Annotated in this window: 24 protein-coding genes and 1 pseudogene; 14 read left to right on the top strand and 11 right to left on the bottom strand. The window is 67.8% G+C overall.

Annotation, left to right across the window (positions count from 1 at the left end; all coding sequences use genetic code 11):
* Positions 1-570 precede the first annotated feature (570 nt).
* From NAF06_RS03995 to NAF06_RS03975, 5 genes are all read left to right on the top strand, one after another.
* Complete coding sequence (locus tag NAF06_RS03995; RefSeq protein ID WP_008582382.1) at positions 571-3,909, top strand: BGTF surface domain-containing protein; 3,339 nt, start codon at positions 571-573, stop codon at positions 3,907-3,909.
* 284 nt (positions 3,910-4,193) lie between these two features.
* Entirely contained in the window at positions 4,194-4,532 is a 339-nt protein-coding gene (locus NAF06_RS03990) for a toxin-antitoxin system TumE family protein (protein WP_008582380.1), read from the top strand.
* A gap of 12 nt (positions 4,533-4,544) precedes the next feature.
* Positions 4,545-4,994 (top strand): HVO_A0114 family putative DNA-binding protein, encoded by a 450-nt coding sequence (locus tag NAF06_RS03985; RefSeq protein ID WP_192813798.1) that lies wholly within the window; start codon positions 4,545-4,547, stop codon positions 4,992-4,994.
* Positions 4,995-5,300: 306 nt separating this feature from the next.
* On the top strand, positions 5,301-5,495 hold the full coding sequence (locus tag NAF06_RS03980) for a DUF7557 family protein (protein ID WP_049908627.1): 195 nt from the start codon (positions 5,301-5,303) through the stop codon (positions 5,493-5,495).
* The gene (locus NAF06_RS03975; protein ID WP_008582373.1) at positions 5,488-5,781 is read left to right on the top strand and encodes a type II toxin-antitoxin system RelE family toxin; all 294 of its coding nucleotides are present in this window, start codon (positions 5,488-5,490) and stop codon (positions 5,779-5,781) included. The genes NAF06_RS03980 and NAF06_RS03975 overlap by 8 nt, the downstream gene beginning before the upstream one ends.
* A 384-nt stretch (positions 5,782-6,165) precedes the next feature.
* On the opposite strand, the pseudogene NAF06_RS03970 reads toward NAF06_RS03975, so the two are convergent.
* From NAF06_RS03970 to NAF06_RS03945, 6 genes and pseudogenes are all read right to left on the bottom strand, one after another.
* A pseudogene (locus tag NAF06_RS03970) lies at positions 6,166-6,330 on the bottom strand (pyridoxamine 5'-phosphate oxidase family protein); the annotation flags it as partial.
* A gap of 55 nt (positions 6,331-6,385) precedes the next feature.
* Positions 6,386-6,556 carry a hypothetical protein gene (locus NAF06_RS03965; protein ID WP_008582370.1) on the bottom strand — a complete coding sequence of 57 codons (171 nt, stop codon included), beginning with the start codon at positions 6,554-6,556 and terminating at the stop codon, positions 6,386-6,388.
* A 30-nt stretch (positions 6,557-6,586) separates the two neighbouring features.
* Positions 6,587-6,988 (bottom strand): type II toxin-antitoxin system death-on-curing family toxin, encoded by a 402-nt coding sequence (locus NAF06_RS03960; protein WP_049908625.1) that lies wholly within the window; start codon positions 6,986-6,988, stop codon positions 6,587-6,589.
* A 90-nt stretch (positions 6,989-7,078) separates the two neighbouring features.
* Positions 7,079-7,534 (bottom strand): pyridoxamine 5'-phosphate oxidase family protein, encoded by a 456-nt coding sequence (locus NAF06_RS03955; protein ID WP_008582367.1) that lies wholly within the window; start codon positions 7,532-7,534, stop codon positions 7,079-7,081.
* A 150-nt stretch (positions 7,535-7,684) separates the two neighbouring features.
* The gene (locus NAF06_RS03950; protein WP_192813797.1) at positions 7,685-7,843 is read right to left on the bottom strand and encodes a DUF7560 family zinc ribbon protein; all 159 of its coding nucleotides are present in this window, start codon (positions 7,841-7,843) and stop codon (positions 7,685-7,687) included.
* A 64-nt stretch (positions 7,844-7,907) separates the two neighbouring features.
* On the bottom strand, positions 7,908-8,543 hold the full coding sequence (locus NAF06_RS03945; protein WP_008582361.1) for a helix-turn-helix domain-containing protein: 636 nt from the start codon (positions 8,541-8,543) through the stop codon (positions 7,908-7,910).
* Between the two features lie 114 nt (positions 8,544-8,657).
* Here NAF06_RS03945 and NAF06_RS03940 point away from each other — a divergent pair, with 114 nt between their 5' ends.
* The 5 genes from NAF06_RS03940 to NAF06_RS03920 all read left to right on the top strand — a co-directional run bounded on the left by NAF06_RS03940 (position 8,658) and on the right by NAF06_RS03920 (position 15,301).
* On the top strand, positions 8,658-9,044 hold the full coding sequence (locus tag NAF06_RS03940) for a winged helix-turn-helix domain-containing protein (RefSeq protein ID WP_008582360.1): 387 nt from the start codon (positions 8,658-8,660) through the stop codon (positions 9,042-9,044).
* 100 nt (positions 9,045-9,144) lie between these two features.
* The gene (locus NAF06_RS03935; RefSeq protein WP_008582358.1) at positions 9,145-10,848 is read left to right on the top strand and encodes a PAS domain-containing sensor histidine kinase; all 1,704 of its coding nucleotides are present in this window, start codon (positions 9,145-9,147) and stop codon (positions 10,846-10,848) included.
* An 89-nt stretch (positions 10,849-10,937) separates the two neighbouring features.
* Positions 10,938-13,112, top strand: coding sequence for an acetate--CoA ligase family protein (locus NAF06_RS03930; RefSeq protein WP_008582356.1), 2,175 nt, complete (start codon positions 10,938-10,940; stop codon positions 13,110-13,112).
* A complete protein-coding gene (locus NAF06_RS03925; protein WP_008582354.1) occupies positions 13,105-14,166 on the top strand; it encodes a phosphotransacetylase family protein in 1,062 nt (353 codons plus the stop codon). The genes NAF06_RS03930 and NAF06_RS03925 overlap by 8 nt, the downstream gene beginning before the upstream one ends.
* 82 nt (positions 14,167-14,248) lie before the next feature.
* Positions 14,249-15,301 (top strand): cell division protein CdpA domain-containing protein, encoded by a 1,053-nt coding sequence (locus tag NAF06_RS03920; protein WP_251106185.1) that lies wholly within the window; start codon positions 14,249-14,251, stop codon positions 15,299-15,301.
* A gap of 36 nt (positions 15,302-15,337) precedes the next feature.
* Here NAF06_RS03920 and NAF06_RS03915 read toward each other — a convergent pair whose 3' ends face one another.
* Both NAF06_RS03915 and NAF06_RS03910 read right to left on the bottom strand, forming a co-directional pair.
* Positions 15,338-16,447 carry a DUF373 family protein gene (locus NAF06_RS03915; protein ID WP_008582345.1) on the bottom strand — a complete coding sequence of 370 codons (1,110 nt, stop codon included), beginning with the start codon at positions 16,445-16,447 and terminating at the stop codon, positions 15,338-15,340.
* 113 nt (positions 16,448-16,560) lie between these two features.
* A complete protein-coding gene (locus NAF06_RS03910; RefSeq protein WP_008582343.1) occupies positions 16,561-17,283 on the bottom strand; it encodes a DUF6517 family protein in 723 nt (240 codons plus the stop codon).
* A 71-nt stretch (positions 17,284-17,354) separates the two neighbouring features.
* On the opposite strand from NAF06_RS03910, the gene NAF06_RS03905 reads away from it, so the two are divergent.
* The 4 genes from NAF06_RS03905 to NAF06_RS03890 all read left to right on the top strand — a co-directional run bounded on the left by NAF06_RS03905 (position 17,355) and on the right by NAF06_RS03890 (position 21,768).
* Complete coding sequence (locus NAF06_RS03905; protein ID WP_251106145.1) at positions 17,355-17,990, top strand: IS6 family transposase; 636 nt, start codon at positions 17,355-17,357, stop codon at positions 17,988-17,990.
* A gap of 164 nt (positions 17,991-18,154) precedes the next feature.
* Entirely contained in the window at positions 18,155-19,153 is a 999-nt protein-coding gene (locus NAF06_RS03900; protein WP_008582329.1) for a radical SAM protein, read from the top strand.
* Between the two features lie 462 nt (positions 19,154-19,615).
* A complete protein-coding gene (locus NAF06_RS03895; RefSeq protein WP_008582318.1) occupies positions 19,616-19,912 on the top strand; it encodes a DUF7130 family rubredoxin-like protein in 297 nt (98 codons plus the stop codon).
* 56 nt (positions 19,913-19,968) lie between these two features.
* Positions 19,969-21,768, top strand: a complete 1,800-nt coding sequence (locus NAF06_RS03890) for an aldehyde ferredoxin oxidoreductase family protein (RefSeq protein WP_008582317.1) — start codon at positions 19,969-19,971, stop codon at positions 21,766-21,768.
* A 216-nt stretch (positions 21,769-21,984) separates the two neighbouring features.
* Here the strand turns inward: NAF06_RS03890 and NAF06_RS03885 are convergent, their stop codons facing one another.
* From NAF06_RS03885 to NAF06_RS03875, 3 genes are all read right to left on the bottom strand, one after another.
* Positions 21,985-23,313, bottom strand: a complete 1,329-nt coding sequence (locus tag NAF06_RS03885; RefSeq protein WP_008582314.1) for an Nre family DNA repair protein — start codon at positions 23,311-23,313, stop codon at positions 21,985-21,987.
* Positions 23,314-23,454: 141 nt separating this feature from the next.
* Positions 23,455-24,450 carry a transcription initiation factor IIB gene (locus NAF06_RS03880; protein WP_049906479.1) on the bottom strand — a complete coding sequence of 332 codons (996 nt, stop codon included), beginning with the start codon at positions 24,448-24,450 and terminating at the stop codon, positions 23,455-23,457.
* A gap of 167 nt (positions 24,451-24,617) precedes the next feature.
* Positions 24,618-25,130 (bottom strand): molybdopterin-binding protein, encoded by a 513-nt coding sequence (locus NAF06_RS03875; RefSeq protein WP_008582310.1) that lies wholly within the window; start codon positions 25,128-25,130, stop codon positions 24,618-24,620.
* Positions 25,131-25,155 lie beyond the last annotated feature (25 nt).

Genomic DNA, 25,155 nt, shown 5'->3' with positions numbered 1-25,155 from the left:
GCGCCGAACGTCGCTCGCGAGGGCGAGTACGGACTCGCGACCTACCAGCGTCGCTTCAGCTCGTGGGGTGAGGCAGCTGGGGCCGCGTTCGACGATACGGACGCGTAGGTGACCCTACTCGGGGCGCGATACTGCGGGGAACGCAGACGACTGGGCAGGTCCCTACCCTGAAAATCAGCACCCAGTCGCCTGAGAGGGTCCGAACCCTGCCTCATGTTCGTCTTGGCGCGTATGTAGATGTTCCGGTCGCACGGCCCACACGGAACGACGACGACCAACCGTGAACTGGCCGTGCGCGTCTCTTTGTCTCAACTTTGAAAACGACCGTCTGACGCTCGCTACGGGGCGTGTGTAGCGTTCACACACGCCGAGGGGGCACACAAAGCATTTATACCCGACAGTAAATGTTAGAAACGCAGTACCCCTGCCCACGCAGATAATGCGACGCCGATTGCGAGTACTCCCGGTCGAGTCCGGTCGCGCCCTCGATGCGATGTTGGTCGATGACGAACGGGCGACCAAGATTGGGGCAAAGCAGGGTGTCGCGACGCAGAACACAACACAACAACAATGACAAACGACACAAACTATCGCGGGAAGGCCAACGCGGTCTTCTTCGCGGCGGTTATGGTAGTGTCCATGTTCGCTGCCGGCTTTGCAGCAGCACCCGCTGCTGCGGTTCAGGACGGTACGAACGTGACCATTACCTACAACACGCCGAGTGATGATGCCTCCATCACAGAAGGTACAGAAGTAACGCCGGACGTTACGGTTGAAAACACGGATTCCGAGAATCTCAACGCGACCAACCTGCCCAGCGCGGACTCTTTCGCGTTCCAAGTTGACTCTGGCGATGGGTTCTCCACCGTCGATACTGCCGACTTTAGTGGGACTAACCTCGCCCAAGGAGACACCAAGGACGTAACGTTCAGTAGTGCGTCCTCCGCAATTGGCAACCTCGCTCCCGGTTCCTACGACCACCGAGTTGTCCTGTACAACTCGAGCAACGATGAGGTCGTCACCGGAACCAGCTCGGGCGACATCAGTTCCAGTGCCCTCACGCTGAACGTGGGCGACGTCACGCAGGCTAACAACCTCCCGAGTGAACTCGACACCGGCGAATCTGTCAGTGCCAGCGACATCGTTGTTGAGGTTAACAATGGCCCCAACAGCGCTCAGATGACTGGCGTTGACGTTTCGGTCTCGCTCGGCTCGACCACCAGCAGCGACACCAGCGGCCAGACTATCGCTGCTGACAGTACGGCCACGTTCAACAACTTCAACAATCAGCTTACTGCTCCGCTGAGTTCTCAGAGCACGAACTACACCGTTACTGTCTCGTACTCCGAGGGTAACGACATCACGTTCGACGTGCCTGTTGAGGTCGGCTCGACCGGCGGCTCTGGCTCTGTTACCTTCCAGGTTGACGACAACTCTCAGGGAATCTACTACCAGGGTCAGGACATCAACGCGACTGACCTCGAACAGAACACGGACTACACGCTCCGCTCGGTTGACGAGTTCGACGGGGATCAGATCTCCTCGAGCACGTTCGAATCCGAGTACACGTCCGACGGTGACGGGTTCATTGACCTCGACACCGAGGATCTCGAGAGCGGTGACTACTTCCTCCGCGGCGGCGACCTCGCGGAGACTCGCGACAACACGTTCGAGCTGACTGTTCAGAACTTCGCCGCTGAGTGGGAGGAGGACTCCTACGACACCGGCGAAACTGCAGCTGAGATCACCACTGAGTCGCAGCGTAACAGCTACAACGTCATCATCAGCGCTGACAGCCTCGACTACGAGGACCTCGAAGCGCTGTTCGCTGGCGATAACTCGCCGGTGAACGATGTCGAGATTGACGAGAACGCTGAAGACGACGAGATCATCGTTGAGGGGTACCGCAACGACCAGATCATCGCAAACTTCAGCAACACCTCCATCGACTCTGGTGACTACCAGTTCGACATGGAGGTCTACGACACCGAAGCAAGCGACTCTGCTTCGGTAACCGTTCAGGAAGAGGACGTCGAAGCCAGCTTCGGTGACTCCATCACCACTGCTGCGGCTGGTGACGTGACGAACGTTACTGTTGACCTTGAGGACACGAGTGAGGCCTACATCGGTATCGGCGGTTCCGACGCCGGCTTCTTCGACGTTGTCCGCGTTGAGGACGACGACGATGACGACGAAGTGACCTTCGAGGTTAACACGCGTGTGCTTGGTACGAACCAGGCTAGTGACGCATACTACTCGGCGGACGACATCGTCGAGCGCGCCCCGTCTGGGGCCACCTACGAGGATGAGGATGGCGACTCCTCCACCTTCAGTGACCTCAACGACTTCCGGACGAGTTCGGACGGGCTTGACCAGGGCCAGCTGATCCGCCCGGCCCAGCCCGGTGAATACGAGATGGTCGCTAGCGGTGACGGCGTCTTCGCCGTTGACGAAGATGGTGACCTCACCGTTGACGACGAGCTCGACATTGCGACGCTCGACCTCGTCGAGCCGACCATTGACGGTGTCACCGTCCACACGTCGCCGTCCGGCGACACGGACGAAGATGACGACGTCTCCGAACTGCTCGAAGAAGTGACCCCGAGCGACACCGTTGCCCTGGACGACCGGATGGTCCTTCAGGTCGAAGCTGACGGTGTCGAAGGGTTCGTGGCTCAGCAGAGCAGCGCTGACCTCAACGAACTCGACGAGGGTGTTGAGGGCTCCGCCTTCAACGCGCTCCTCACGAACGACTACGAGGGCGTGAACTTCGAGGTTGAAGCATCGTCGGCGACTGCGAATCAGGAACCGGCGCAGCTCGACTTCACCGAGACAACCGTCTACTTCGGTGACGGTCAGTTCTTCGTCGTGGTCGACACGAGTAACGACGACTCGTTCACTCAGAGCGTCTCCGACGGTGAGGACTTCGATGTCACCTACGAGTACGTGACTGACGAGGACAACCGCTACGAGTTCGACAATGCTGGTGGCGAGTACAACGTCGGTGACACGGACGATGCGTTCCCGTACTACGACACTGAATCTGACGCCTCTACCGAGGCGAGCTTCACGCTCGAAGACCGGGATGCGACCTTCGATAACACGAACGCTGATGGCGACGTTGAAGTCGGCGTGAGCGAGGAAGCGACGGTCACGGGCACGACGAACGTTGCGCCCGGAACGGACATCAGCGTCCGTCTCCGTTCCGCGTCCGGCGTTTCGCCCGGCTTCATCCTGACGGATGATGACCTGGAGATCGCCGAGGATGGTACCTTCGAGGCCACCATCGACACGACGGAAGGTCAGGTCGACGACGAAGCGACCGTCAACTTCCGTGTCGGCAGCTCCACCGTTGCTGACAGCGATGCTGTCCTTGTCGAGGCTACGCAGGACCCCGCGACCTTCGAGGTCTCGGACCTGAACCCTGAGGAAGCCACCGCGACGGCTGGTGACTCGGTTGACGTCTCCGCGACGATCGAGAACACCGGCGGTCAGGAGGCCACTCAGGATGTCGCGCTCACGCTTGACGGCGACGAGCTCGACAGTCAGGAAGTGACGCTCGCGGACGGTAACAGTACCACCGTCGAGTTCACTGCCGACACGTCCGGTCTCGAAGCCGGCGATTACACGCACGGCGTCGCGACCGACGACGACGAGGCCACTGGCACGCTGACCATCGAGGCCAGCGGTGACTCCAGCGGAGACGACTCCTCTGGTGACTCTAGTGGTGACAGCGAAGGCGACTCCTCTGGTGACAGTGAAGGCGACTCCTCTGGTGACAGTGAAGGCGACAGCGAAGGTGACAGCGAAGGCGACTCCACCGACGACGGAACGCCCGGCTTCGGTGCGCTCGTCGCGCTCGTCGCCCTCATCGCTGCTGCGCTGCTCGCGACCCGCCGCAACGAGTAACATCGTTGCCTGACGGTCGCGACTCGTAGCTTCGAACCATCGGCCCTCGCGGGCCGACCCCACACGCGGTTTTTTTTTTATCGCGCCTCGCTTCGACCAGCGGCGGCGCTTGCGGTCGTCGTCATGCCAACCGCGACGGCCGAGGCTCGACGATCGACCAGCGACCTACGAGGGTATGCGTGGAAAGCAGGCCAGATCGTATCGGCCCACGGTGATGTGCCGACTCCAGCCATTGGCTTGTAGACCAATACCTTGATATCGGCGGACTGCGTATCATCGCGTAGATGGTCGGGCCGAGTGCCGACGACCTCGACGGTATCAGCGAGGGACAGACCTACGCGGACGGAACGGTCGTCCGGGTGTTCTGTATGCGGACAGATCGGGACGCGTACCCCTCCGGATGGGCGTACAAGTTCCACTACGGAATGACGGTTCCCGATCCCCCTCAGACGCTCGACGACGGGACCATCCGGCGATATGACAACTCACACGAGGACACCAAAGGCCACGAACTCCACGTCGCACCTGACCCCGAGCCGACCCGCATTGAGTTTCCCGGCATCGTCCCGCTCTGGACCCGGTTCTGGAGTGAAATACCGAAATCGACGATCGAAATCGATTGACTACGCCCCATCATGACCGATGACACGCCACCGCTTCACCCGATGGAACGCGAACAGCTCCGCGCCGCGTCGACGCTCGTCGTGACCGTTCGCTCAACCGACGAGTTCCGTGACGATGTCGCGGACGGGATCGCGTCGCTAGATCGCGGCGGCGATCCAGCGTCGCCGCCGCGACTCGCGTTCACGAGCTACGACGCGCTCCTCCGGACGCTGACGCCGAACACACTCGACCTCATCGAAGCCGTACGCCGGGAAGAGCCGGCCAGTATCAACGAGACCGCCCGTGTCGTCGACCGCGACGTGAAAAACGTCCACGAAGAACTGTCCCGTCTTGCCCGTCTCGGCATCGTTCGTTTCGACCGCGAAGGCCAGCGTAAGCGCCCGGTCGTCTGGTTCGATGAGCTCGTGATCTCGGTTTCCGTCGCCCCCGACAGCAACGACGCGGCGACCGTCGTGCCCTGACCGGAACGGTTATAGAGATGACGGAACGCCCGGCTTCGGTGCGCTCGTCGCGCTCATCGCGGCTGCGCTGCTCGCGACCCGCCGCAACGAGTAACATCGTTGCCTGACGGTCGCGACTCGTAGCTTCGAACCACCGGCCCTCGCGGGCCGACCCACACGCGGTTTTCTTTATCGCGCCTCGCTCCGACCAGCGGCGGCGCTCGCGCTCGTCGCTACCGAGTCCCGTCTCGGTGCGACGGTCGACTCGTGACGATCGCGATCCCCAGAACTGTTAAGACGATCAGCCTGATACGTCCGTACAGACCGATGTCCGCGGACAAGCGCATTCCGGTGACCGAGGAGACGCGGAAGGAGCTCCACGAGCTGAAGGAACCGGGGCAGACGTACGACGATCTGCTCGCCGAACTCGCCCAACAGCGTCGGCGTCAGGATCTTGAACAGCGATTTCAGGAGTTAGAGGATGCGGATCGAGACGAGTTAACATCCCTCACGGATGTCTGAGTACGACGTCCTGCTCGCTGATGAGGCCCGGGAGTTCCTTGAAGTCGCCGACGAGAAGACCGAGCGCATCTGTACGGAGAACCTCGAGTATCTCGCGGCGAGTCCGTACCCGGAACGCGGTCGCGGAGACAAAGAGAAACTCCCGATCGACGGTCGTCGCGATCGCTATCGGATACACATCTCGCGGACCTACACGGCGATTTACACGGTCTTGGAGGACGACGCGGAAGTCCGCGTGCTGGAGATCGTTCCCATCGGCGAGGCTCACAAACGCTACGGTTTCTGAGCCGGCCTTTCGTTTCGGTTCCACCGCCGCTGTCGCGGACGCGACTCGCAGTCACTAACCATCGGCCCTCGCGGGCCGACCCACACGGTCCTTCTTTATCGCGGCTCGCTCCGACCAGCGGCGGCGCTCGCGGCCGAAATACTGCTCGAACGAACAGCTACTTATCTCAGACCGGTGATCCGCAGGCTGCCGACGACACCGCCCCGAGACATACTGTGAATCGGATGTCGACTTGGCACCGCTCCGATCTCGCGGTGTCGTCGGCTCCGTTTCCGGACTGAGTGCGCGTTGACTGGCTCTCCGAGACGCTCGTCTACGTAACGACTGAGAGCGGCCACGACCGAACTCGTCCCGAAAAACAGCGCCGGTCGACCGCGAAGACTGCTACTCGTCGTCCCGTTCGACGACGACGGTCCGTCCGGTCAGCGTCTCGGGCGCGAAGTGGTAGAGTTCGATGTCCAGATCCGGCTTGTCTTCTTCCCAGATCTCGAAGAGCGGGCGTTGCGCCTCGCCGTACTGCGCGATCGTCTCGGGGGTGAGATCGTCGACCCACTCGCGCGGGCGCGAACGGATTCCCGTCGGGGTCGTTCCGTATTCGACCCGGCTACTCCGTTTCGAGTCGTTCGTAGATGGCCGCGTGGCGTCGGCCGTCGAGTTCGCCCATCTCTAAGGCGATCTCTCGGCGTTCCGCGTCCGTCTCGGCCGACTGATACCGCTCGTACAGGCGGCGGACTTCGTCATCGACCGAAGTCGTGGAATCGCTACTGGACGCCATTTATATGATGTTATTCGTTCTGCATCCCATTTAGCCGTTGCGGCGCGCACACGCGCGAAAATACACGACGGCCGTCGTGATGTCGACGTCGGATTCGGCAGTCGCAAACCGGTGGAGCAACGCTCGAATCTCGTCGCCGTACTCGAACGTGTACCCGTTCAGCATGTAAAAGACGACCACCGTCCGGAGCGCTGTTCGCTTGTTCCCGTCGACAAACGGATGATCGGCGACGAGCAACCGCATCAGGTGGACCGCCTTCTGATGGATCGTTTCCGGACTCTCCCCGAAGTACCCCTCTGAAACGTACTGTAACGCGGACCCTATCGAATCTGTCGACCGGATTCCCGGCTCTGTCACCTCGCCTTCCCTGACGATCTGGGCGTGTAGATCGCAGACGAGTTCTCGAGATGGATACGACAGTTCATCGGTCATGCTGTTTTATTCTGTGTCTCCAAAATAATCGGTACGTCCGCAGGCCCGATCGTCGCCTCACTGTCCCCGCTCAGTCACTACCCCGACCATCTACCCTTCGTCCCGTTCGACGACGACGGTCCGTCCGGTCAGCGTCTCGGGCGCGAAGCGGTAGAGTTCGATGTCTAGGTCCGGTTTGTCATCCGCCCAGATCTCGAAGAGCGGGCGTCGGGCCTCGCCGTACTGCGCGATCGTCTCGGGGGTGAGCTCGTCGAGGTCGACCCGTTCGAGCGTCCCGACGCCGACGACGCTCGCGTACTCGTCGCCCTCGTCCTCGTAGACGACGACGCGGGCCCGCGGCGTCGACGCGAGGAACTCGCGCTTCTCGCTGTCGGGCGTCGACACCAGCCGGAGGAACAGCGCGCGGTCGTCCGCGTCGTACCCGTACGAGATCGGGATCGCGTACGGCGCGTCGTCGCGCGCGAGCGCGAGCACTCCCGTCTCGTGGCGCGAGAGGAACGCGTCCACCTCCGCCGGAGACATCTCGACCTCGCTGTTCGTCGCCATACGCGAACTTCTTCGTACGGCGGCATAAAGGGCACGAGACGATTCGAGACCGGACGGTGCGGGGTCGGGAGTCGCTGCGGGGCCGGAGGGCGCTGCGGGGCTGGAGGGCGCTGCGGGGCCGACCGCGGTGGGGCGCGAGGGGGCGACCGGTCAGCTCATCGCCGGCGCTTCGCCGACGTCCTCCTCGGTGACCGGGGCCCCGCAGACGACGCAGCCCGTCTCGAGCAGCGTCGACCGCATCGCGTCGTCCACCTCGATCGAGCGCCGACACTCCGGGCAGACGAACGTTTGCGTCGGTGGGGGCGTCATACTCGTGGGTACGACACCCACGCCCATCAAACGGGTTTCGGATTCTCGCGGATTCGGAACGCGGTCAATCGAGCAGCGCCCCGAACAGCTTCCGCTGGGCGGCCGCGACGTGTTCGGTGAACGTCGACCGGCCGATCCCCAGCGACTCGGCCACCTCGCCGGCGTTGGCCCCCTTCGGGTGGTCGAAGTACCCCGCTTCGTAGGCGGCCGCGAGCACCTCGCGCTGGCGCTCGGTCAGCTCGCTCCGGTCGACGGTGACCAGGTCCGACTCGGTCGGGGTCGTCGTCGACTGGAGCAGGCGCTTCACCTCCATGTCCGGGCAGCCGTCCCGGAATGCCTCCAACACGGACCGCAGCGTCGGCAGGTCGCTCGCGTGGAAGGTGACGCGGAGCCGCCCGTCGCGGACCACCGCCTCCGAGACGGGGGTCTCGTGGCGGTCGAGCACGGCGAACGGCGAGTCGGGGTCGACCGCGGCGTCGAACCGGTAGGCGGCTCGGCCGCCGTAATCGAAGACGACGTCGACCCCCTCGGGGACCGACAGGTCGGCGTCCGCGATGAACTCCACGACGACGCGCTCGCGGTCGTCCTCGGGCGTACACCGCGAGACGCCGGTGACCGGGGTCGCCCCGTCGACGACGCCGTCGAACGGCGACGGCGCTTCGGTCGGCAGCGAGACCTCCGCCCGGATTCCCGAACCCATCTCGTTCGTCCGTGCCCGCCCCGGGCAAAAACGTTGACGGGCGCGCACCGCGGTATAAAACACCCCGCATATGATGGGCCACGGTTCGGGGGCTCAGAGCCGTTACGTATCAATATGAAGCGAAGCCCGCGAGCGAACGACGCGACGACGACGACCGACGACGACGCGGCGCTCGACGCGACGTTCGAGGCGCTCGCCGACGGCGACTGCCGGGCGATCCTCGCCGCCGCGGCGACGCCGAGGACGACGAGCGAGCTCGCCGAGGCCTGCGACATCGCGCTCTCGACCGCCTACCGGAAGGTCGAACTGCTGAGCGAGACCCCGCTGCTCGCCGAGGGGGTCCGGTTCGACCCGAACGGCGACCACGCCGCCGAGTACGTCCGCGACGCCGCGGACGCCGCGGTCGAACTCGGCGACGACGGCGTGACGCTCTCGGTCGACGGCGACGGGGCCGACCCCCTCGCGTCCGCGCTCGACGCGCCCGGCGTCTCAGCCGACTGACCGCCGTTCGGGACGCGCGGAGCCGCGCCGTCCGGCGCTGCTTTTCGGACGTGATAATCGAACGGTCAAGGTTTTAGGTCAGTTTGCGGACCTGTCTCGTATGTCTCGCTCGCCGGAGCCAGAGACCCTCATCGATCTCGCGCAAGACAAGATCGCGGTGATCGACGAGCGGGGTCGGTTCCGGTACCTCAGCGCGGCCACCGAAGAGCTCCTCGGGTTCGACCCCGACGAGCTCGTCGGCCGGAACGCGTTCGACCTGGTCCATCCCGACGACGTCGACCGCGTCCGCGCCGCGTTCGAGTCTATCGTCGCCGACGGCACGCGGTCCGACTCCCCGGTCGAGTACCGCTACGCGACCGCCGACGGCGACTGGGTGTGGTTCCGCACCCTCGTGTTCCCGCCCGCGGAGACCGGCATCGACGGCTACGCGCTCAGCTCCCGCGACATCACCCTCGAAGTGGAGTCCCGGCGGCGCTTGGAGACCATCGCCTCGACCTCCCCCGACGTGCTGTGGATGTTCAGCGCCGACTGGACCGAACTGCTGTTCGTCAACGGCGCGGTCGAGCCGGTGTTCGGGATCGACCCCGACGCGCTCGACCGCCGGCCGCGGCGGTTCCTGGAGTCGGTCCACCCCGACGACCGCCCCGCGGTCGAACGCGCGATGGAGCGGCTCTCCGCCGGCGAGTCCACGAACCTCGACTACCGGGTCGGCTCCCCCGACGGGCCGACGAGCTGGGTCCGGGTGCCCGGTCGGCCCGTGACCGAGGGCGGCGAGGTCGTCGCGGTCACCGGGTTCGCCCGCGACGTCACCGACGAGTACCGCCGCGAGCGCCAGCTCACGGTGATGGACAACCTGCTCCGACACACGATCCGCAACGACATGAACATCGTCGACGGGACCGCCGAACGGATCGCCGACCGGGTCCGCGACGCGGCGGGGCCGTCGGCGTCATCGGCGTCGCCGACGCTCGACGGCTCCGACTCTTCGGCTTCCGAGTCCGTCGATTCCGAGGCCGACTTCGCGGAGCTCGCGGCCGACGTGATCGAGCACGCGGAGACGGTCCGCCGCGTCGCCGACGACCTGCTCACCACCGCCGAGAAGCAGCGCGGCGTGATCGACCTGCTCCGCCAGCACGAGCCGCCGCAGCCCCTCCGCGTCGCGCCGCTCGTCGAGAGCGCGGTCGCGGACGCGGTCGGCGACCCCGGCGACTCGCCGGTGGGGGTGTCCGTCTCCTGTCCCGACGGCGCGCGCGCGTTCACCCACCCCGAGCTCGACTACGCGATCGCGGAGCTGATCGAGAACGCGATCGAACACGCGGAGGCGACGCCGACGGTCGAGATCGAGGTCACGGTCCCGGCCGACCGCGTCGAGATCGCGGTTCGGGACAACGGCCCGCCGATCCCGCCGGCCGAGCGCGACCCCATCACCGACCGCTGGAGGATGGACGACCTCAGACACACCGACGGGATGGGCCTGTGGCTCGTCTACTGGATCGCGGACCGCTCCGGCGGGGACCTGCGGTTCGACACCGGCGTCGACGGCAACGAGGTGACGATCAGCGTCCCCGACGCCGACCGTGACCCCGCCTCGACGACGGCTGACGGCCGGCCGTCGGCGGTTTCCGGCGGCGGCTCGGCCGCGGAGCCCGACGGCGGGGGCGCGGCGTCGGCCGCCGGGCTCGACGGCGTCGCCGCGGACCGGGACGCGGTGTCGGAGACGGGGCCGGATCGAGGTGCGGCGTCGGAGACCGCGACCGACGGAGAGGCCGCCGCGGATCCCCCGCCGGGATCGACGGACGGCTGACGGAAACCCGATCGATCGTTCACCGTTGACTCCGATTTCGAAGAACATCCCACCGATCTTAAGCCCACGCTTCGCGTACTTCCGCGTTGATGGGTACGCTCAACGAGCTGTTCGACCCGGACCGGGTCGCCGTCGTCGGTGCCACCGCCCGCGAGGGTGCCGTCGGTCGCGCCGTCACGTCGAATCTCCTCGACGACTTCGACGGCGACACGGTCCCCGTCAACCCGAACTACGACGAGGTGCTCGGGACGCCCTGCGTCGACGAGGTGGCCGACGCCGACGCCGACGTGGCCGTCGTCGTCGTCCCCCCCTCGATCGTGTTGGACGCGATCGAGGCGTGCGGCGAGGCCGGCGTCCGGAACGTCGTCGTGATCACCGCCGGGTTCGGCGAGACCGGAGAGGACGGGGCCGCGAGGGAGCAGCGCCTCGCGGAGCTAGCCGACGAGCACGACCTCAACCTCGTCGGCCCCAACAGCCTGGGGATCATGTCGACGCCCTCCGGGATGAACGCGACGTTCGGCCCGGAGAACGCGCTCCCGGGCGGGCTCTCCTTCATGAGCCAGTCCGGCGCGTTCGTCACGGCGGTCCTCGACTGGGCCAACGACAACGGGATCGGCTTCAAGGACGTCGTCTCGCTCGGCAACAAGGCGGTGTTAGACGAGACGGACTTCGTCGACCACTGGGGGGCGGACGAGGAGACCGACGTGATAATCGGCTACCTCGAAGGGATCGAGGACGGCCGCGAGTTCATCGAGACCGCCCGCGAGACGACCCAGGACACCCCGATCGTCGCCGTGAAGTCGGGGCGGACCAGCGCCGGCGCGCAGGCCGCCTCCTCGCACACCGGCACGCTCGCCGGCTCCGACAAGGCGTACGAGGCCGGCCTCGATCAGGCGGGCGTCATCCGCGCGGAGTCGGTCGACGAGCTGTTCGACGCCGCCGGCATCCTCGGCAGCCAGCCGCTGCCGGACACCGACAGCGTCGCCATCGTCACGAACGCCGGCGGCCCGGGCGTGATGGCGACGGACGCGGTCGGCGACGCCGACCTCGACATGGCGTCGTTCACGCGCGAGACGACGGACGCCCTCGCCGAGTCGATGCCGGAGGAGGCGAACATCCACAACCCGGTCGACGTGATCGGCGACGCCGACGTGGCGCGGTTCCGGGAGGCGCTCGAAACGACCGTCGCCGACGACAACGTCGGGGCCGCCCTCGTGTTGGCCGCGCCGACGGCGACGATCGACTTCGACGAGCTGGCGGACGCGATCACCGACGTGAGCGCCGAGATGGACGCCCCCGTCGCCGCCTGCCTGATGGGCGGCGACCGGACCCGCGAGCCGAAACAGCGGCTTCAGGCGCAGGGGATCCCCTGTTACTTCGATCCCGCGCGCGCAATCGACAGCCTCGCGACGCTGGCCGAGTACCGCGACATCAAAGCCCGGGAGTACGCCGAGCCGATGTCGTTCGACGTCGACCGCGAGCGCGCCCGCGAGATCCTCGGTACGGTGCGCGACCGCGACGACAACCGGCTGGGCGTCGAGGCGATGGAACTGCTCGACGCCTACGGCATCCCCACGCCCGACGGCGAGATCGTCGACTCGCCGGAGCGCGCCCGGGAGGTAGCCGAAGCGGTCGACGGCGACGTGGTGATGAAGATCGTCTCGCCGGACATCCTGCATAAGTCCGACATCGGTGGCGTCGCCGTCGGCGTGAGCGACGAGGACGTGGCCGACACCTACGAGGACCTGATCACCCGCGCGCGCAACTACCAGCCGGACGCGACCGTCCTCGGCGTGCAGGTGCAGGAGATGGTCGATCTCGACGACGGCGTCGAGACGATCGTCGGCATGAACCGCGACCCGCAGTTCGGGCCGCTGCTGATGTTCGGGCTGGGCGGCATCTTCGTGGAGGTGATGGAGGACACCACCTTCCGCGTCGCGCCCGTCTCCGAGCCGGAGGCCCGCGAGATGACCGAGGAGATCCAGTCGGCACCGCTGTTGCGGGGTGCCCGCGGCCGCGACCCGGTCGACGTCGACGCCGTGATCGAGACGATCGGCCGGCTCTCGCAGCTGGTCACCGACTTCCCGGCCATCCTCGAACTCGACATCAACCCCCTCGTCGCACTGCCCGACGACGACGGCGGCACGAACGCCGCCGCCGTCGACGTGAGACTCACCGTCGACCCGGAGGAACTCGACTCGGCGACGGCCGACCCGGAGACCGACCCGACCCCGATCGACGCGGAGGAACCCACCAATGACTGACACACCCACCACACTCGTCACCGCGACCGGAGACAGCGCCGGAAAGACAGCGATCACCGTCGCCTTAGCGCGGCTCGCCGCGGAGGGCGACCGCAGCGTCGGCTACATGAAACCGAAGGGCACCCGGCTCCAGTCGAACGTCGGCAAGACGCTCGACCAGGACCCGATGCTCGCCCGCGAGGTGCTCGGCTTAGACGCCGAGATGCACCAGATGGAACCGGTCGTCTACTCGCCGACGTTCGTCGAGGGCGCGGTCCGCGGCACCGAGGACCCCGACGCCCTGCGCGACCGGATCCGCGAGGAGTACGAGGGCATCGCCGCCGACCACGACCAGGTGTTCGTCGAGGGCGGCGGCAGCTGGACCACCGGCGGCGTCGTCGACCTCACCGACGTGGACGTGGCGGAGCTGCTCGACGCGCGGGTCGTCCTCGTCGCCGAGTACGGCTCGCCGAACGACTTGGACGAGGTGCTGGCGGCCGCCGACGCGTTCGGCGACCGCCTCGCCGGCGTCGTGTTCAACAAGGTGTCCGACGACGCCTTCGAGTCGCTCGACCAGGACGGCATCCCGTTCCTCGAATCGAAGGGGATCACGGTGTTCGGCGCGCTCCCGTACGAGAAGGAGCTCGCGGGCGTCACGGTCGGCGAGCTCACCGACGAGCTGGGTGCCGAACTGCTCACGGACGCGCCCACCGACGCGTTCGTCGAGCGCTTCCTCGTCGGCGCGATGGGCGGCGACGAAGCGCTGCGGTACTTCCGGCGCGCCCGCGACGCCGCCGTCATCACGGGCGGCGACCGCGCGGACGTACAGACCGCCGCGCTCGACGCCTCGGGCGTCGCCTGTCTCGTCCTCACCGGGGGCCACCGCCCCTCCGGCGCGGTGCTGGGCAAGGCCGCGGACGCCGGCAAGCCCGTGCTGGCGGTGAACACCGACACGGTCACGGCCATCGACCGCGCCGAGGCGGTCGTCCGCGGCGGCCGCACGCGCGACGTCCGCACCGTCGACCGGATGGCCGAACTGCTCGGCGACCACGTCGACGTGGACGCGCTCGTCTGAGCCGGCCCGCGTCGCCGCCCGGCTCGCTCGGGTCCGTGATCGTCTGACGTACTGTTTTCACGGTGGACGACGTACCCCGCCCATGACCAGTCTCTCGGAGGCGTACGGCGGACGGGGGCGCTCCGGGGTCGACCCGCGTCGGCTCTATCTCGGTGTGGGTTCGTTCGTCGCGGGCGCGCTGCTCGTCGTGGCGGGGATCCTCGTCGCGGCGGAGGTGACGGTGCCGGCGGGGTACTCCGCGGGGGACGCCCGGCAGCTCGGCGGCGTCCTCGGCGGCGTCGGCGTCCCGCTTGTGCTGCTCGGCGTGATGGCCGTCTTACCGGCCGACCGCAACACCTACGCCGCGGCGGTCGTCGGCGCGGCCGTCATGTGTCTCGGCGTGGCGCTGTTCGCGCACGCGTACCCCCAGCAGTGGGTCGGCGGGCCGCGCCCGGAGCTGACAGACCTCACGCTGCCGACCGCGGGCGTCTACTTCCTCGGCGCGGCGACGACGCTGTGGAGCGTGTTCGTCGGCGTCGCGAACTTCAAGACCCGCAACGACCCCGGCGGTACCGTCACGATGGAGGTGACCCACAAGGGAGAGACCAGGGTCGTCGAGGTGCCCCGCGACCAGCTCGGGAGCCGCGGCGGCGTCGGCCTCCTCGGCGGGACCCCGGACGGCGACGTCGAGACCCAGACGAACCGCCCGGCCGACTCGGCTGACGCCTCCTCTCGGGGGTCGCCCGCATCTCCGTCCGACCGCTCCCCCGGAGCGCCGAGCGACCCCGAGGCGGCGACCACCGGAACGGGACAGTCCGGCGCGACTGACCGCTCCGGAACGAACGGCCGGTCGGGGGTCGACGGCCGCTCCGGTCCCGGGTCGCCCGGCGTGAGCGACGGCGGCAGCGCGGAGGCCGACATCACCTCGCCGCTCGACGACGCCGGCCCGACCGACGCCCCGTCGTCGCCGGCCGCGCCCGACGCCGCCCCCTCGCCCGGCTCCCCCGCCGCGCGCGACGGACCGGGCGACGCCTACTGCGGCAACTGCGCGAAGTTCGACTACGTCCGCACCGACGACGGCATGCGCCCCTACTGCGCGCACTACGACGAGCTCATGGACGACATGGAAGCCTGCGACTCCTGGACCCCGCGCTGACCGGTCACCTTCTCTCCGCCCCGCGAACGAACCTTCTCACACCGGGTCCGCCGAGGGGAGCTGCGACTCCGCGACCGCGAACGCGAGCGTGCTCAACACGCCGATGAGCGTCCCCGCCGCGAGCGCCATCGCCAGCTCCGAGAGGCCGAGCGCCGTCACGCCCGGCGCGTCCGGGAGGAAGAACCCGGAGACTGCGAACAGCACGACCGCGATGGACACGACGTAGAACGGCGCGTTGAGGTAGCGCCACCGGAACCGCCCGGCGAGGTACTCGTCGGTTATCTGGCCGAGACTGGAGGTGACGCCGGCGACGCCGAGCCACTGGACGAACCCGTGGACGAACGCCGCGAGGGCGGTGCCGGCGGCGAGCGACCCGCCCTGAACGCCGCGGACGGCGTCGACGGTGTCGACCCCCTGAACGCCGCCGACGACGATCAGCGCGAGCGCGACGACGTACGTGACGAGGGTGACGCGGCCGGTGTAGAGGACGTTCCGGACGCTCTCGGCCGCGCCGTCGACGGTCTCTTCGAGGCCCAGCCCGCGGAACAGCGAGTAGAGCCCGACCGCGCCGGAGAGGATTCCGAGCACCGCCGCGCCGGCGACGTCGAAGAGGTTCGCGACGACGACGAGCGGGTAGATGAGCAGGAGGACGCCGAGCGGGATGAGGATCGTCCCCCGGGTCTCCGGGTCGGCCAGCACCTGTTTGATCGTGTAGTAGAGCGATTCGAGGTCCTGCGCCTGTCGGACGACGACCCGACGCATCCCGTCGATCGGCATCCGCGACCGGATCACGGGGAGGACGGACTCGTCTTGCGCGCCGTCGGTGATCACGACCGCGGAGACCTCCTCGCCGGTCGACAGCTCCGCGAGGACGCGGTCGACCTCCTGAGCCACGGCGCGGTTCGCCTTCACGTCGGGGCCGTCGACCCCGGTGACGGCCGCCACCTCGACGGCCTCGCCCTCGGCGGCCAGCTCGTCGTGGACGTTGACCCCCTGAAAGAGGACGTTGACGTCGGAGTCTTCGGGGTCGGCGGTCGCGAGCGCGACCGCGGCCTCGGTGACGTCCTCGTCGCCGATGACGGGGGTGGGGATCCCCGTCTTGCGGCCGAGGTCGTCGTCGAGGTCGACGCAGAGGACGAGCAGCATCGTCCCGGGCTACGCGAGGGGTCGGCATATGTTTTCGGCTCGCGCCGCGCGGCCGCGAACCCGCCGCCCTCGCCGTCGTCGCGGTTGTCCCGTCGCGGCGCAGCCGTGTCGCGTCAGTTCTCCTCGTTCGGCTCGTGTTCGAGCCCGTTCATCATCAGCCGGACGTTCTCGCCGTCGCTGAACGCGGCCGGGTACGCCGCGACCGGGAGGACGAAGTCGTCCTCGACCGAGACCGGCTCGCCGATGTGGAGCTCCAACTCGGTGCTCGCGCCGGTGCCCTCGATCTCGCCTTGCGCCGTGTACACGACGACGTCGGCGTCGCTTTCGAGGACCGTCGTCGTGTACTCCGTCCCGCGTTCGAGGTCGCCGACGTTCTCGAAGCGGCTCAGGATGAGATCCGCCCGCTCCCGCGTGCTGAGTTCGGCGATGGGGTTGAGCGCCTGCCCGAGCACCTCGATCCGGGGCGTCGCCACCGCGGCGAAGACGGCGGCCTGATAGCGCTCGCCGAACAGCTCGACGGCCTTGTCGTACTCGGCGACCGCGTTCGTCACCCGGACCTCGCGGGTCTGACCGCCGGCCTCGACCTCCCGAGAGAGGGTCTCCTCGCTCACGTCGTTGAGCTCGTACCCCGTGTCGGAGAGGGTCGCGTCAGCGACCGTCGCCGTCCCGGCGGCGAACTCCGCGGGCTCGCCGCCGGTCGCCACGTCGAGCGCGGTGCAGCCGGCGAGGCTCGCGAGGCCGACAGCGCCCGCCAGCCCGAGCGCGCCCCGACGGGTGGTCGCGTCGGTCGTCGAGTGGGTCTCGTCGTCGGAATCGAGCGTCTCACCGGATTTCATGCCTTCACGTCCCGGCGGGACGGTGTTCAGATAAGGTTTGAAAGTGAGGCGGTGCGTTTTCAAAGTGTTCTATGCCAGAAAACGACCGCCTCAGCGGCTGTTTAGACGAGATCAACTTAGAGTTTGTGGAGCGAGAAGCAACACCGAAGCTGTTGATGAAGCTCAGTATTCAGCTCCATTTGTCTGGACTATCGCTTTCGAATACTGTTTCGTTTCTTGAGGTATTCGGTGTTGATCGAGTTCGATCGACCGTTCATAACTGGGTTCACAAAGCCGACCTACAGCCGGAATCGGATCGGAACCCAAATCACGTCGCGGTTGATGAGACCGTGATTCAACTCGATACTGAGCAATATTGGCTGTACGCTGCTGTCGATCCCGAATCAAATGATCTGCTACACACACGGCTTGAACCGACGAGAAATAACGCGATCGCAGATCGGTTTTTCGCGGAACTCCGCGAAAAACACGACGTAGATGACGCGATCTTTCTCGTTGATGGTGCGGCTCCACTTCAGCGAGCCTGTCGTAAACACGGCCTCGATTTCAGATACGAACGACATGGAAATCGGAACAGCGTCGAACGTGTCTTTCGTGAGGTAAAACGCAGAACTACCAGTTTCTCAAACTGTTTCAGCAACGCCGAAGCAGAAACAGCAAACGAGTGGCTCAGATCCTTTGCCTTCGCATGGAATCAGCTTATCTGAACACTACCCCCGGCGGCGGGGGTACATACTTTGTGTTCCGGTGACTCCTCCGCGCGCCGGAGGGCCCTCCCGGGGCGCCAGCGATCGCGGTCCCGTGACAACGGCTCTCCCGCGAACGCGCGGTTCGGACGCTTTTTGAGGCCGCGGCCGATAGAGACGGGTAGATGATCTCCAAGGGCTGTGAACAGTGCGCCAAGGGCGGGAAGATGGTGCTTTTCGTCTACGGCTACTGCGACCAGCGGGACTGCTTCTACTGCCCCCTCGGAGAGAACCGGAAGAACGTCACCGACGTGTACGCCAACGAGCGGAAGGTGGAGTCCGACGCGGACGTGATCGAGGAGGCCAAGCGCATGAGCGCGCTCGGCACGTCGATCACCGGCGGCGAGCCGCAGGAGGCGATGGCGAAGACGACCCGCTACCTCGAACTGCTGAAAGACGAGTTCGGCGAGGACCACCACACCCACCTCTACACCGGGATCACGGGCGGCCGCAAGAACATGCGCCGCCTCTCTGAGGCGGGGCTCGACGAGATCCGCTTCCACCCGCCGCTGGAGATGTGGGGCGACATGCACGGCACCGAGTGGGAGGAGATCCTCCACATCGCCCGCGAGGAGGGGCTCACGCCCGCCTTCGAGATCCCCGGCATCCGCGCGGAGCCGGAGTTCCTGGAGTTCTTAGACGAGGGTGCGGCCGAGTTCTGTAACATCAACGAGTTCGAGATGTCCGACGGCAACTACCGCCGGATGCAAGAGGAGGGCTTCGAGCTGCAGGAGGACCACATGTCCGCCGTCGAGGGGTCGAAGGACGACGCCATCCTCGAAGAGATGGCGAGCCACGAGAAGGTGTACTTCTGTACCTCGGTGTTCAAAGACGCCGCCCAGCACCGGAACCGCCTGAAGCGGATGGCGAAGAACATCCGCCGCGAGTTCGACGAGGTGACCGACGACGGCACCTTGGTCTACGGGAAGGCGTTCGCCGACGCCGACCGGTTCGAGGCGCTCGGCGTCCCGGAGGAGTTCTACACCGTCAAGTCGGAGCACGTCGAGGTGGCGTGGTGGCTCCTCGAAGAGATGGTTGAGGACGGGGACCTCGACCGCGGCGAGATCGTCGAGCAGTACCCGACCGTCGACGGCACCGTCGTCGAGCGCACGCCGGTCGCTTGACGAGGTGACTTCCGGCTTTTCGCCGTTGTGACGCGCTAACTCCCCAGTCGCTCGGCTATACGAACTTGTTCTCGTCACGACCGAGACCGCCGAAGCCCCAGTCGCTCGGCTATACGAACTTGTTCTCGTCACGACCGAGACCGCCGAAGCCCCAGTCGCGAGGCGGGCGCACGCTCGCTGCGCGCTTCAGTCGCTCACTCCGTTCGCTCCTTCCAGTGCTTGCGTCGCTTGCGCCCGCCTCGCGACTGCCCCTTCGAGTCCCGCCCGACCGCGACCGCACAGCACCTCACGCCTCCCCAGCCTCGTCGGTCGCCGTCGCTCCGCTCGGCGACCGACTCCCTCGCGCGTGCCGTCTCGCGGTCGCCGAGGGCGACCGCTCGCGGGCACGCGCCACCGCGACGTTGGAGTGTTTCCTGTCAACGAAGATCATGATTTAACACGGCGCGGGGCGTATCCGCGCGTATGGCCTCCGAAGAACCCGAATTCGCCGACGTGAGCATCGGACAGACGGTGTACGACGAGTCGGGCGATGAGCTGGGGACGGTCCGCGGGGTCGACGACGCCGGCTTCTACGTCTCCGCGCCGACGGGCACGGACCCGCTGGCGCTCACCGACGCCCGCGACGTGTTCGGCACCGCCTACGTGATGTGGCGCTGCTGGGAGTGCGGCGAGATGGGCGAGATCGGTGACGAGCTCCCCGAGAACTGCCCGAGCTGCGACGCGCCCCGCGAGGAGCTGTACTACTGGGCCGAGGACTGAGCGCCGGTCTCCCTCGTCGCCACGCTTTTGCGTACCGGCGTCGAACCGCCGAAGAGATGGCCGACCGAGACCACGCCTTACGGGTCGACCTCTCCTCGGAGACCGTCGAGCGAGAGCCCGTCCCGGCGGCGTGGCGTCGCCGGTTCCTCGGCGGGAAGGGGATCGGTGCCCGCTACCTCTACGACGAGCTCGACCCCGGCACCGACCCCTTGGGCCCCGGGAACCTGCTGGCCTTCTGCGTCGGCCCGCTCTCGGGGTACCTCCCCGGCGAGACCAGATACGCTGCCGTGACGAAGTCGCCGCTGACCGGCGGCTTCCTCGACTCGTACGCCGGCGACGACTTCGCCGGCCGGCTGGCCGGCTCGCTCGACGACTGCCTCGCCCTGCTCGTGACCGGGGCCGCCGACCGGCCGGTCCGGATCGTCGTCGAGGGCGGCGACGCCCGCGTCGAGCCGGCCGAGGCGTGGGGCGCGGACACGGTCGAGACCGACGGCGTCCACCCGGACGCCGGCGTCGCCTGTATCGGGCCGGCGGGCGAGCGCGGCGTGGCCTACGCGACGATCGCCTCGGACGCGGGCGACCACCACGCCGGCCGGGGCGGGGCCGGCGCGGTCATGGGGTCGAAGCGGCTCAAGGCCGTCGTGGCCCGCGACGACCCGCCCGCGGTGCCGCCCGAACTGGTCCCGCTCCGCGAGCGCGTCGAGCGCGCGTACGCCGAGGGCGACACGGGCCGCTGGCAGGCGGCCGGCGAGACGTTAGAGAGCGTCGACTTCGCCAACGAGGTCGGCGCGCTCGCCACCGAGGGGTGGCAGCGCGACCGCTTCGCGGCCGCCGACGACATCGGCATCGAGGCGGCCGCGGACGCCGCGGTCGGCCGGGAACGCCCCGACAGCGCGGTGCCCGGCGGCTTCGAGGTCGAGACCGACGAGGGCCGGTCCGTCCCCCGCGGCGCGACCCCGATGACCCTCGGTGCCGGGCTCGGCGTGGAGTCGTTCGACGCCGTCGCGGCGCTGGGCGAGCGCTGCGACCGCCTCGGCGTCGACGTCATCTCGGCCGGCAACGCCGTCGCGTGGGCGGTCCGGGCGGCCGAGGCCGGCCGCGTCGACTGCGACGTGTCGTTCGGCGACCCCGACGGGGCCCGCGCGCTCATCGAGGCGATCGCGACCGGCGCGGACGGCCCCTGCGAGCCGGGGGTCACCGACGCGCTCGCCGACGGCGTCGACGCCGCCGCCGACGCGTACGGCACCGACGACGCCATCCCGACGGTCAAGTCGATGGAGCTGCCGGCGTACGACCCGCGCGCGGCCGTCGGGATGGCGCTGGCGTACGCGACGAGCGACCGCGGCGGCTGTCACCGTCGCGCCCGGCCCATCGAGTGGGAGGCCGTCGCCGAGGAGGCGTCGACGCGCGAGCGGGTCGCCGCGGTCGTGACCGCGCAGAACACCCGGTCGGCGCTGTGGAGCTTCGTCGCCGACGACTTCGCCGGCGAGCCGCTGTGGGACGAGTTCGGGGCCGAGTGGTTCGCCGCGCTCGGCCGCGACCACGACGCCGAGTCGCTCCGGCTGGCCGGCGAGCGGATCTGGACCCTCGTGCGGCTGTTCAACGCCCGCGAGGGGTTCGACCGCGGGGACGACGAACTCCCCCCGACGCTGACCGACCCGGTCCCCGGCGGCTCCGAGGCGACCGACGGGCTCGACCGCGAGGCCTTCGAACGCCTCCTCGACGCCTACTACGCCGCGCGCGGCTGGGACCGCGACGGACTCCCCACCCCCGAGACGCTCGCGCGGCTCGACCTCGACGCGACTGTCGACGGCGAGACGCCGGTCGGGATGTCGTCGGACCCCGCCGCCTTCTGAGGGGCCTCGCCGGTGCCGGCGCGGGAGAGCGTGTCGACTCCGGGGATGTCCGTGACGCTACTGGCCTTCACCGCGAACGCGGCGTCGCCGTCACCGTCGACGAGCGGGACCACTCCTTCGGCCTGGACAGCTTGCTTGCCGTCGTGGAACTCGCCAACCGCGACCGACCGTCTGGGATTCGAAAAACGCCCTCTGCCGGCCGGCGAGCCGCCCGGCTCACCCAGCGTCGACGAAGTCTCCGAGGTTCGCCTGAAGCCCGGCCGCCAGCGTCGACTTCCGTCGGAGCCGCGCCAGCGACACGGGGAGGTGGTCGGCGACGCCGCGGACCGCCTCGCCGAACGTCTCCGCGGTGCCGAGTTCGCCCTCGAAGGCGTTCCTGACGGCCTCGCGGACCTGCCAGACGCCGACCGGGCCCCAGTAGTCGTCGGAGACGTGGCGTAAGACGAGCGCCTTCGCCTGTCGCCCCCGGTCGTCGAGGTGTTCCAACACGCCGAGGCGGGCGGCGTAGTACGCGCCCGCGGTCTCCTCGACGTAGTCGGTGCGCCCCTCGCGCCCCTCGCTCGCGGCTGCGAGGTACACCCCGGCCTCCGGGTCGGGGTTCCAGATGGAGCCGGGCGATTTCATCTCGACGAGCTCGTACTCCCACTGCCCCGGAACCAAGATCACCCAGAACGCGTTGCCGAGGTACTCGTTGCGGTGGACCTCGATCCCGTCGACGGTCGGATTGTCGCGGATCGACCCGCGGAGGAACTGCCCGACCGTGTCGTCGACGGCCGTGATCGACCAGCGCGTCGGGACGAGCCGCCGGTTCTCGCCGCGCCCGAGCGCGCCCGCCGAGAGGATCGTGTTGATCTCGTACACGTCGAACCCGCGGCGGTAGAGGTACGTCATCGCCCCCTCGGCGCGCCAGTCGTCGTCCTCCAATGTCTTCTTCACCGGCCGGGGGACGTGCGGGTTCTCGCCGAGGTCGGCCGTCCGGGCCGCGGCGCGCGGGCCGGTCGGCGTCTTGATGTCCTCCGTCCCGACCTCGAAGTCGAGGTCGGGGCGGCCGTCGAGTCCGATCTCCACGTCGACCGGGCGGTCCGCGATCGCGACCTCGCGTTGAACGCCGAGCCAGCCGTTCCACGCGTCGTGGACGCTCTCGGCCGGCCCGCCACCGCCCCCGACCGAGGTCACGCCGCCCGTCGCGCCCGCGTCCGCCACGTCGACCCCGCGAGTCGAGTTGAGCAGGCTCGTCCGGCGGTCGAACACGTCCGAAATCGAGACGCCCTCGTCGTACCACGCCGCGGAGGTCTCGAACGCCGCCGCGCGCTCCTCGCGGCCGACCGGCGAGAGCAGCCCGGTCGAGACGTTCGGGTAGTCCGCGCGGCCGACGAAGATGGAGGGCGAGACGCTGCCGACGACGGCGTCGTCGGAGACGTGCTCGTCGAAGCGCCGCTCGAAGGAGTCGAGGTGATCGAGGATACCGTAGTCCTTCTCGCTCGCGAGTCGCCGCCGCTCGGCGCGCTCGTTCGCCTCGAACTCGATGAACTCGTCGAGCCGCATTCGGATCGGCGTTGGCGGCGCGGCGGCTTGAACGTTGCTGGCGACCGGGGAAAACGGGGAACGGGCGGCGGCGAGCGAAGCGGCGGGACCGCGCCGGGGCCGGAAGGCGGCCGGCGCGGCGAAACGTGGGTCGGCCGCCGCCTAACTGTGGATGCCCATCGCTTCGATCTGCTCTTGATACCGGTTGCGGATGGTGACCTCGGTGACCTGAGCCACGTCGGCGACCTCGCGCTGGGTCTTCTTCTCGTTACAGAGCAGCGAGGCCGCGTAGATGGCGGCCGCGGCGTAGCCGGTCGGCGACTTCCCGGAGAGCAGCCCCTGTTCGGCCGTCGTCTCGATGATCTCGTTGGCCTTCGACTGGACCTCCTCGGAGAGCTCCAGCTCCGAGGAAAATCGCGGGACGTACTTCTTCGGATCGACCGGCCGCATCTCTAAGCCGAGCTCCTGGGAGATGTACCGGTACGTCCGCCCGATCTCCTTGCGGTCGACCCGCGAGACCTCCGAGATCTCTTCGAGGCTGCGGGGGATCCCCTCCTTGCGGCAGGCGGCGTAGAGGGCGGCGGTCGAGACGCCCTCGATCGAGCGCCCGCGGATGAGGTCCTCGTTCAACGCCCGTCGGTAGATCACCGAGGCGACCTCGCGTACCGACCGGGGGACGCCGAGCGCGCTCGCCATCCGGTCGATCTCCGAGAGCGCGAACTGGAGGTTTCGCTCGCCGGCGTCCTTGGTGCGAATCCGCTCCTGCCACTTGCGCAGGCGGTGCATCTGCGACCGCTTCTTCGAGGAGATGGAGCGCCCGTACGCGTCCTTGTCCTTCCAGTCGATCGTCGTCGTCAGCCCCTTGTCGTGCATCGTCTTCGTCGTCGGGGCTCCGACGCGCGACTTCTCCTGTCGCTCGTTGTGGTTGAACGCGCGCCACTCCGGGCCGGGATCGATCTGCTCGTCCTCGATGACGAGCCCGGTCTCCTCGTGTATCAGCTCCCCGTCGGCCGTCCGGGTGAGATCCTCCGGATCGAAGTCCTCGGGATCCAGTTCGTCGACGTCCTCGATGTCCGCGACGTCGGTCTCCGCTTCTTCGGCGTCCTCGTCCCCCACGCGCTGCCGGTCGTGATCCCGTTGCCGGGTGGGCCGTGTCATCGCATTTATATGCTATCGAAACCGTTTAACTTAAAAGTTCGTTACTATGCGAGTGTATAGCACACCACGTCGCCGCAGTCAGCTCGACGGCGAGTCGCCCGTGTCGGATCGGTCGCGAGCCGCGGGGCTTCTAGGTCGGGTGTGATTCGTTCGCCGTTCCGCGGCGTTCACGCGTCGTTTCCCGCGGACTCCGTCGGCCCGCCGCCGTCGCGTCCGGCGGCGTCCGCCTCCGACGGGTCGTCGCGGAGCGCGGCCGTCTCCGGATCGGTGCCCGGCGGGAGCGCGACGGGGACGAGCGCGGCGAGGTCTCGTACCGTCCGCGAACTGTCGAACCCGGGGCCGACAAGGCGCGGAAGGCCGTCCCCCGTCCCGTCGAGGCGCTCCGTCGCGACGACGGCGTCGAGCGCGTTCCGCACCGCGACGTGCGCCCAGTACCCGTCAGCCGACTCGGCGCGGAGGTGGGTCGTGTCCGCTGGCGCGGCGTCGAGGAGCGGCCCCACCGGGACGCCGCGCCACTCGCCGCCGAACGCCGTCCCGGTCGCGCACCGGTAGCTACAGGAGACGGTGACGGTGCCGCATCGCTCTCTGACGGCGTCGAGGTCGGAAAGCAGGCCCGACTCGGCCCGCTCGCCGGTCGACGCGGCGCTTTCTCGGATCGGATCGGCGTTCGACGTGGTCACTACGTCTCGATCGAAGGACGCGCCG

The organism is Halorubrum hochsteinianum (genome assembly GCF_023702125.1).
GTDB lineage: Archaea > Halobacteriota > Halobacteria > Halobacteriales > Haloferacaceae > Halorubrum > Halorubrum hochsteinianum.
This window is presented reverse-complemented; position numbering and strand designations above follow the sequence as displayed.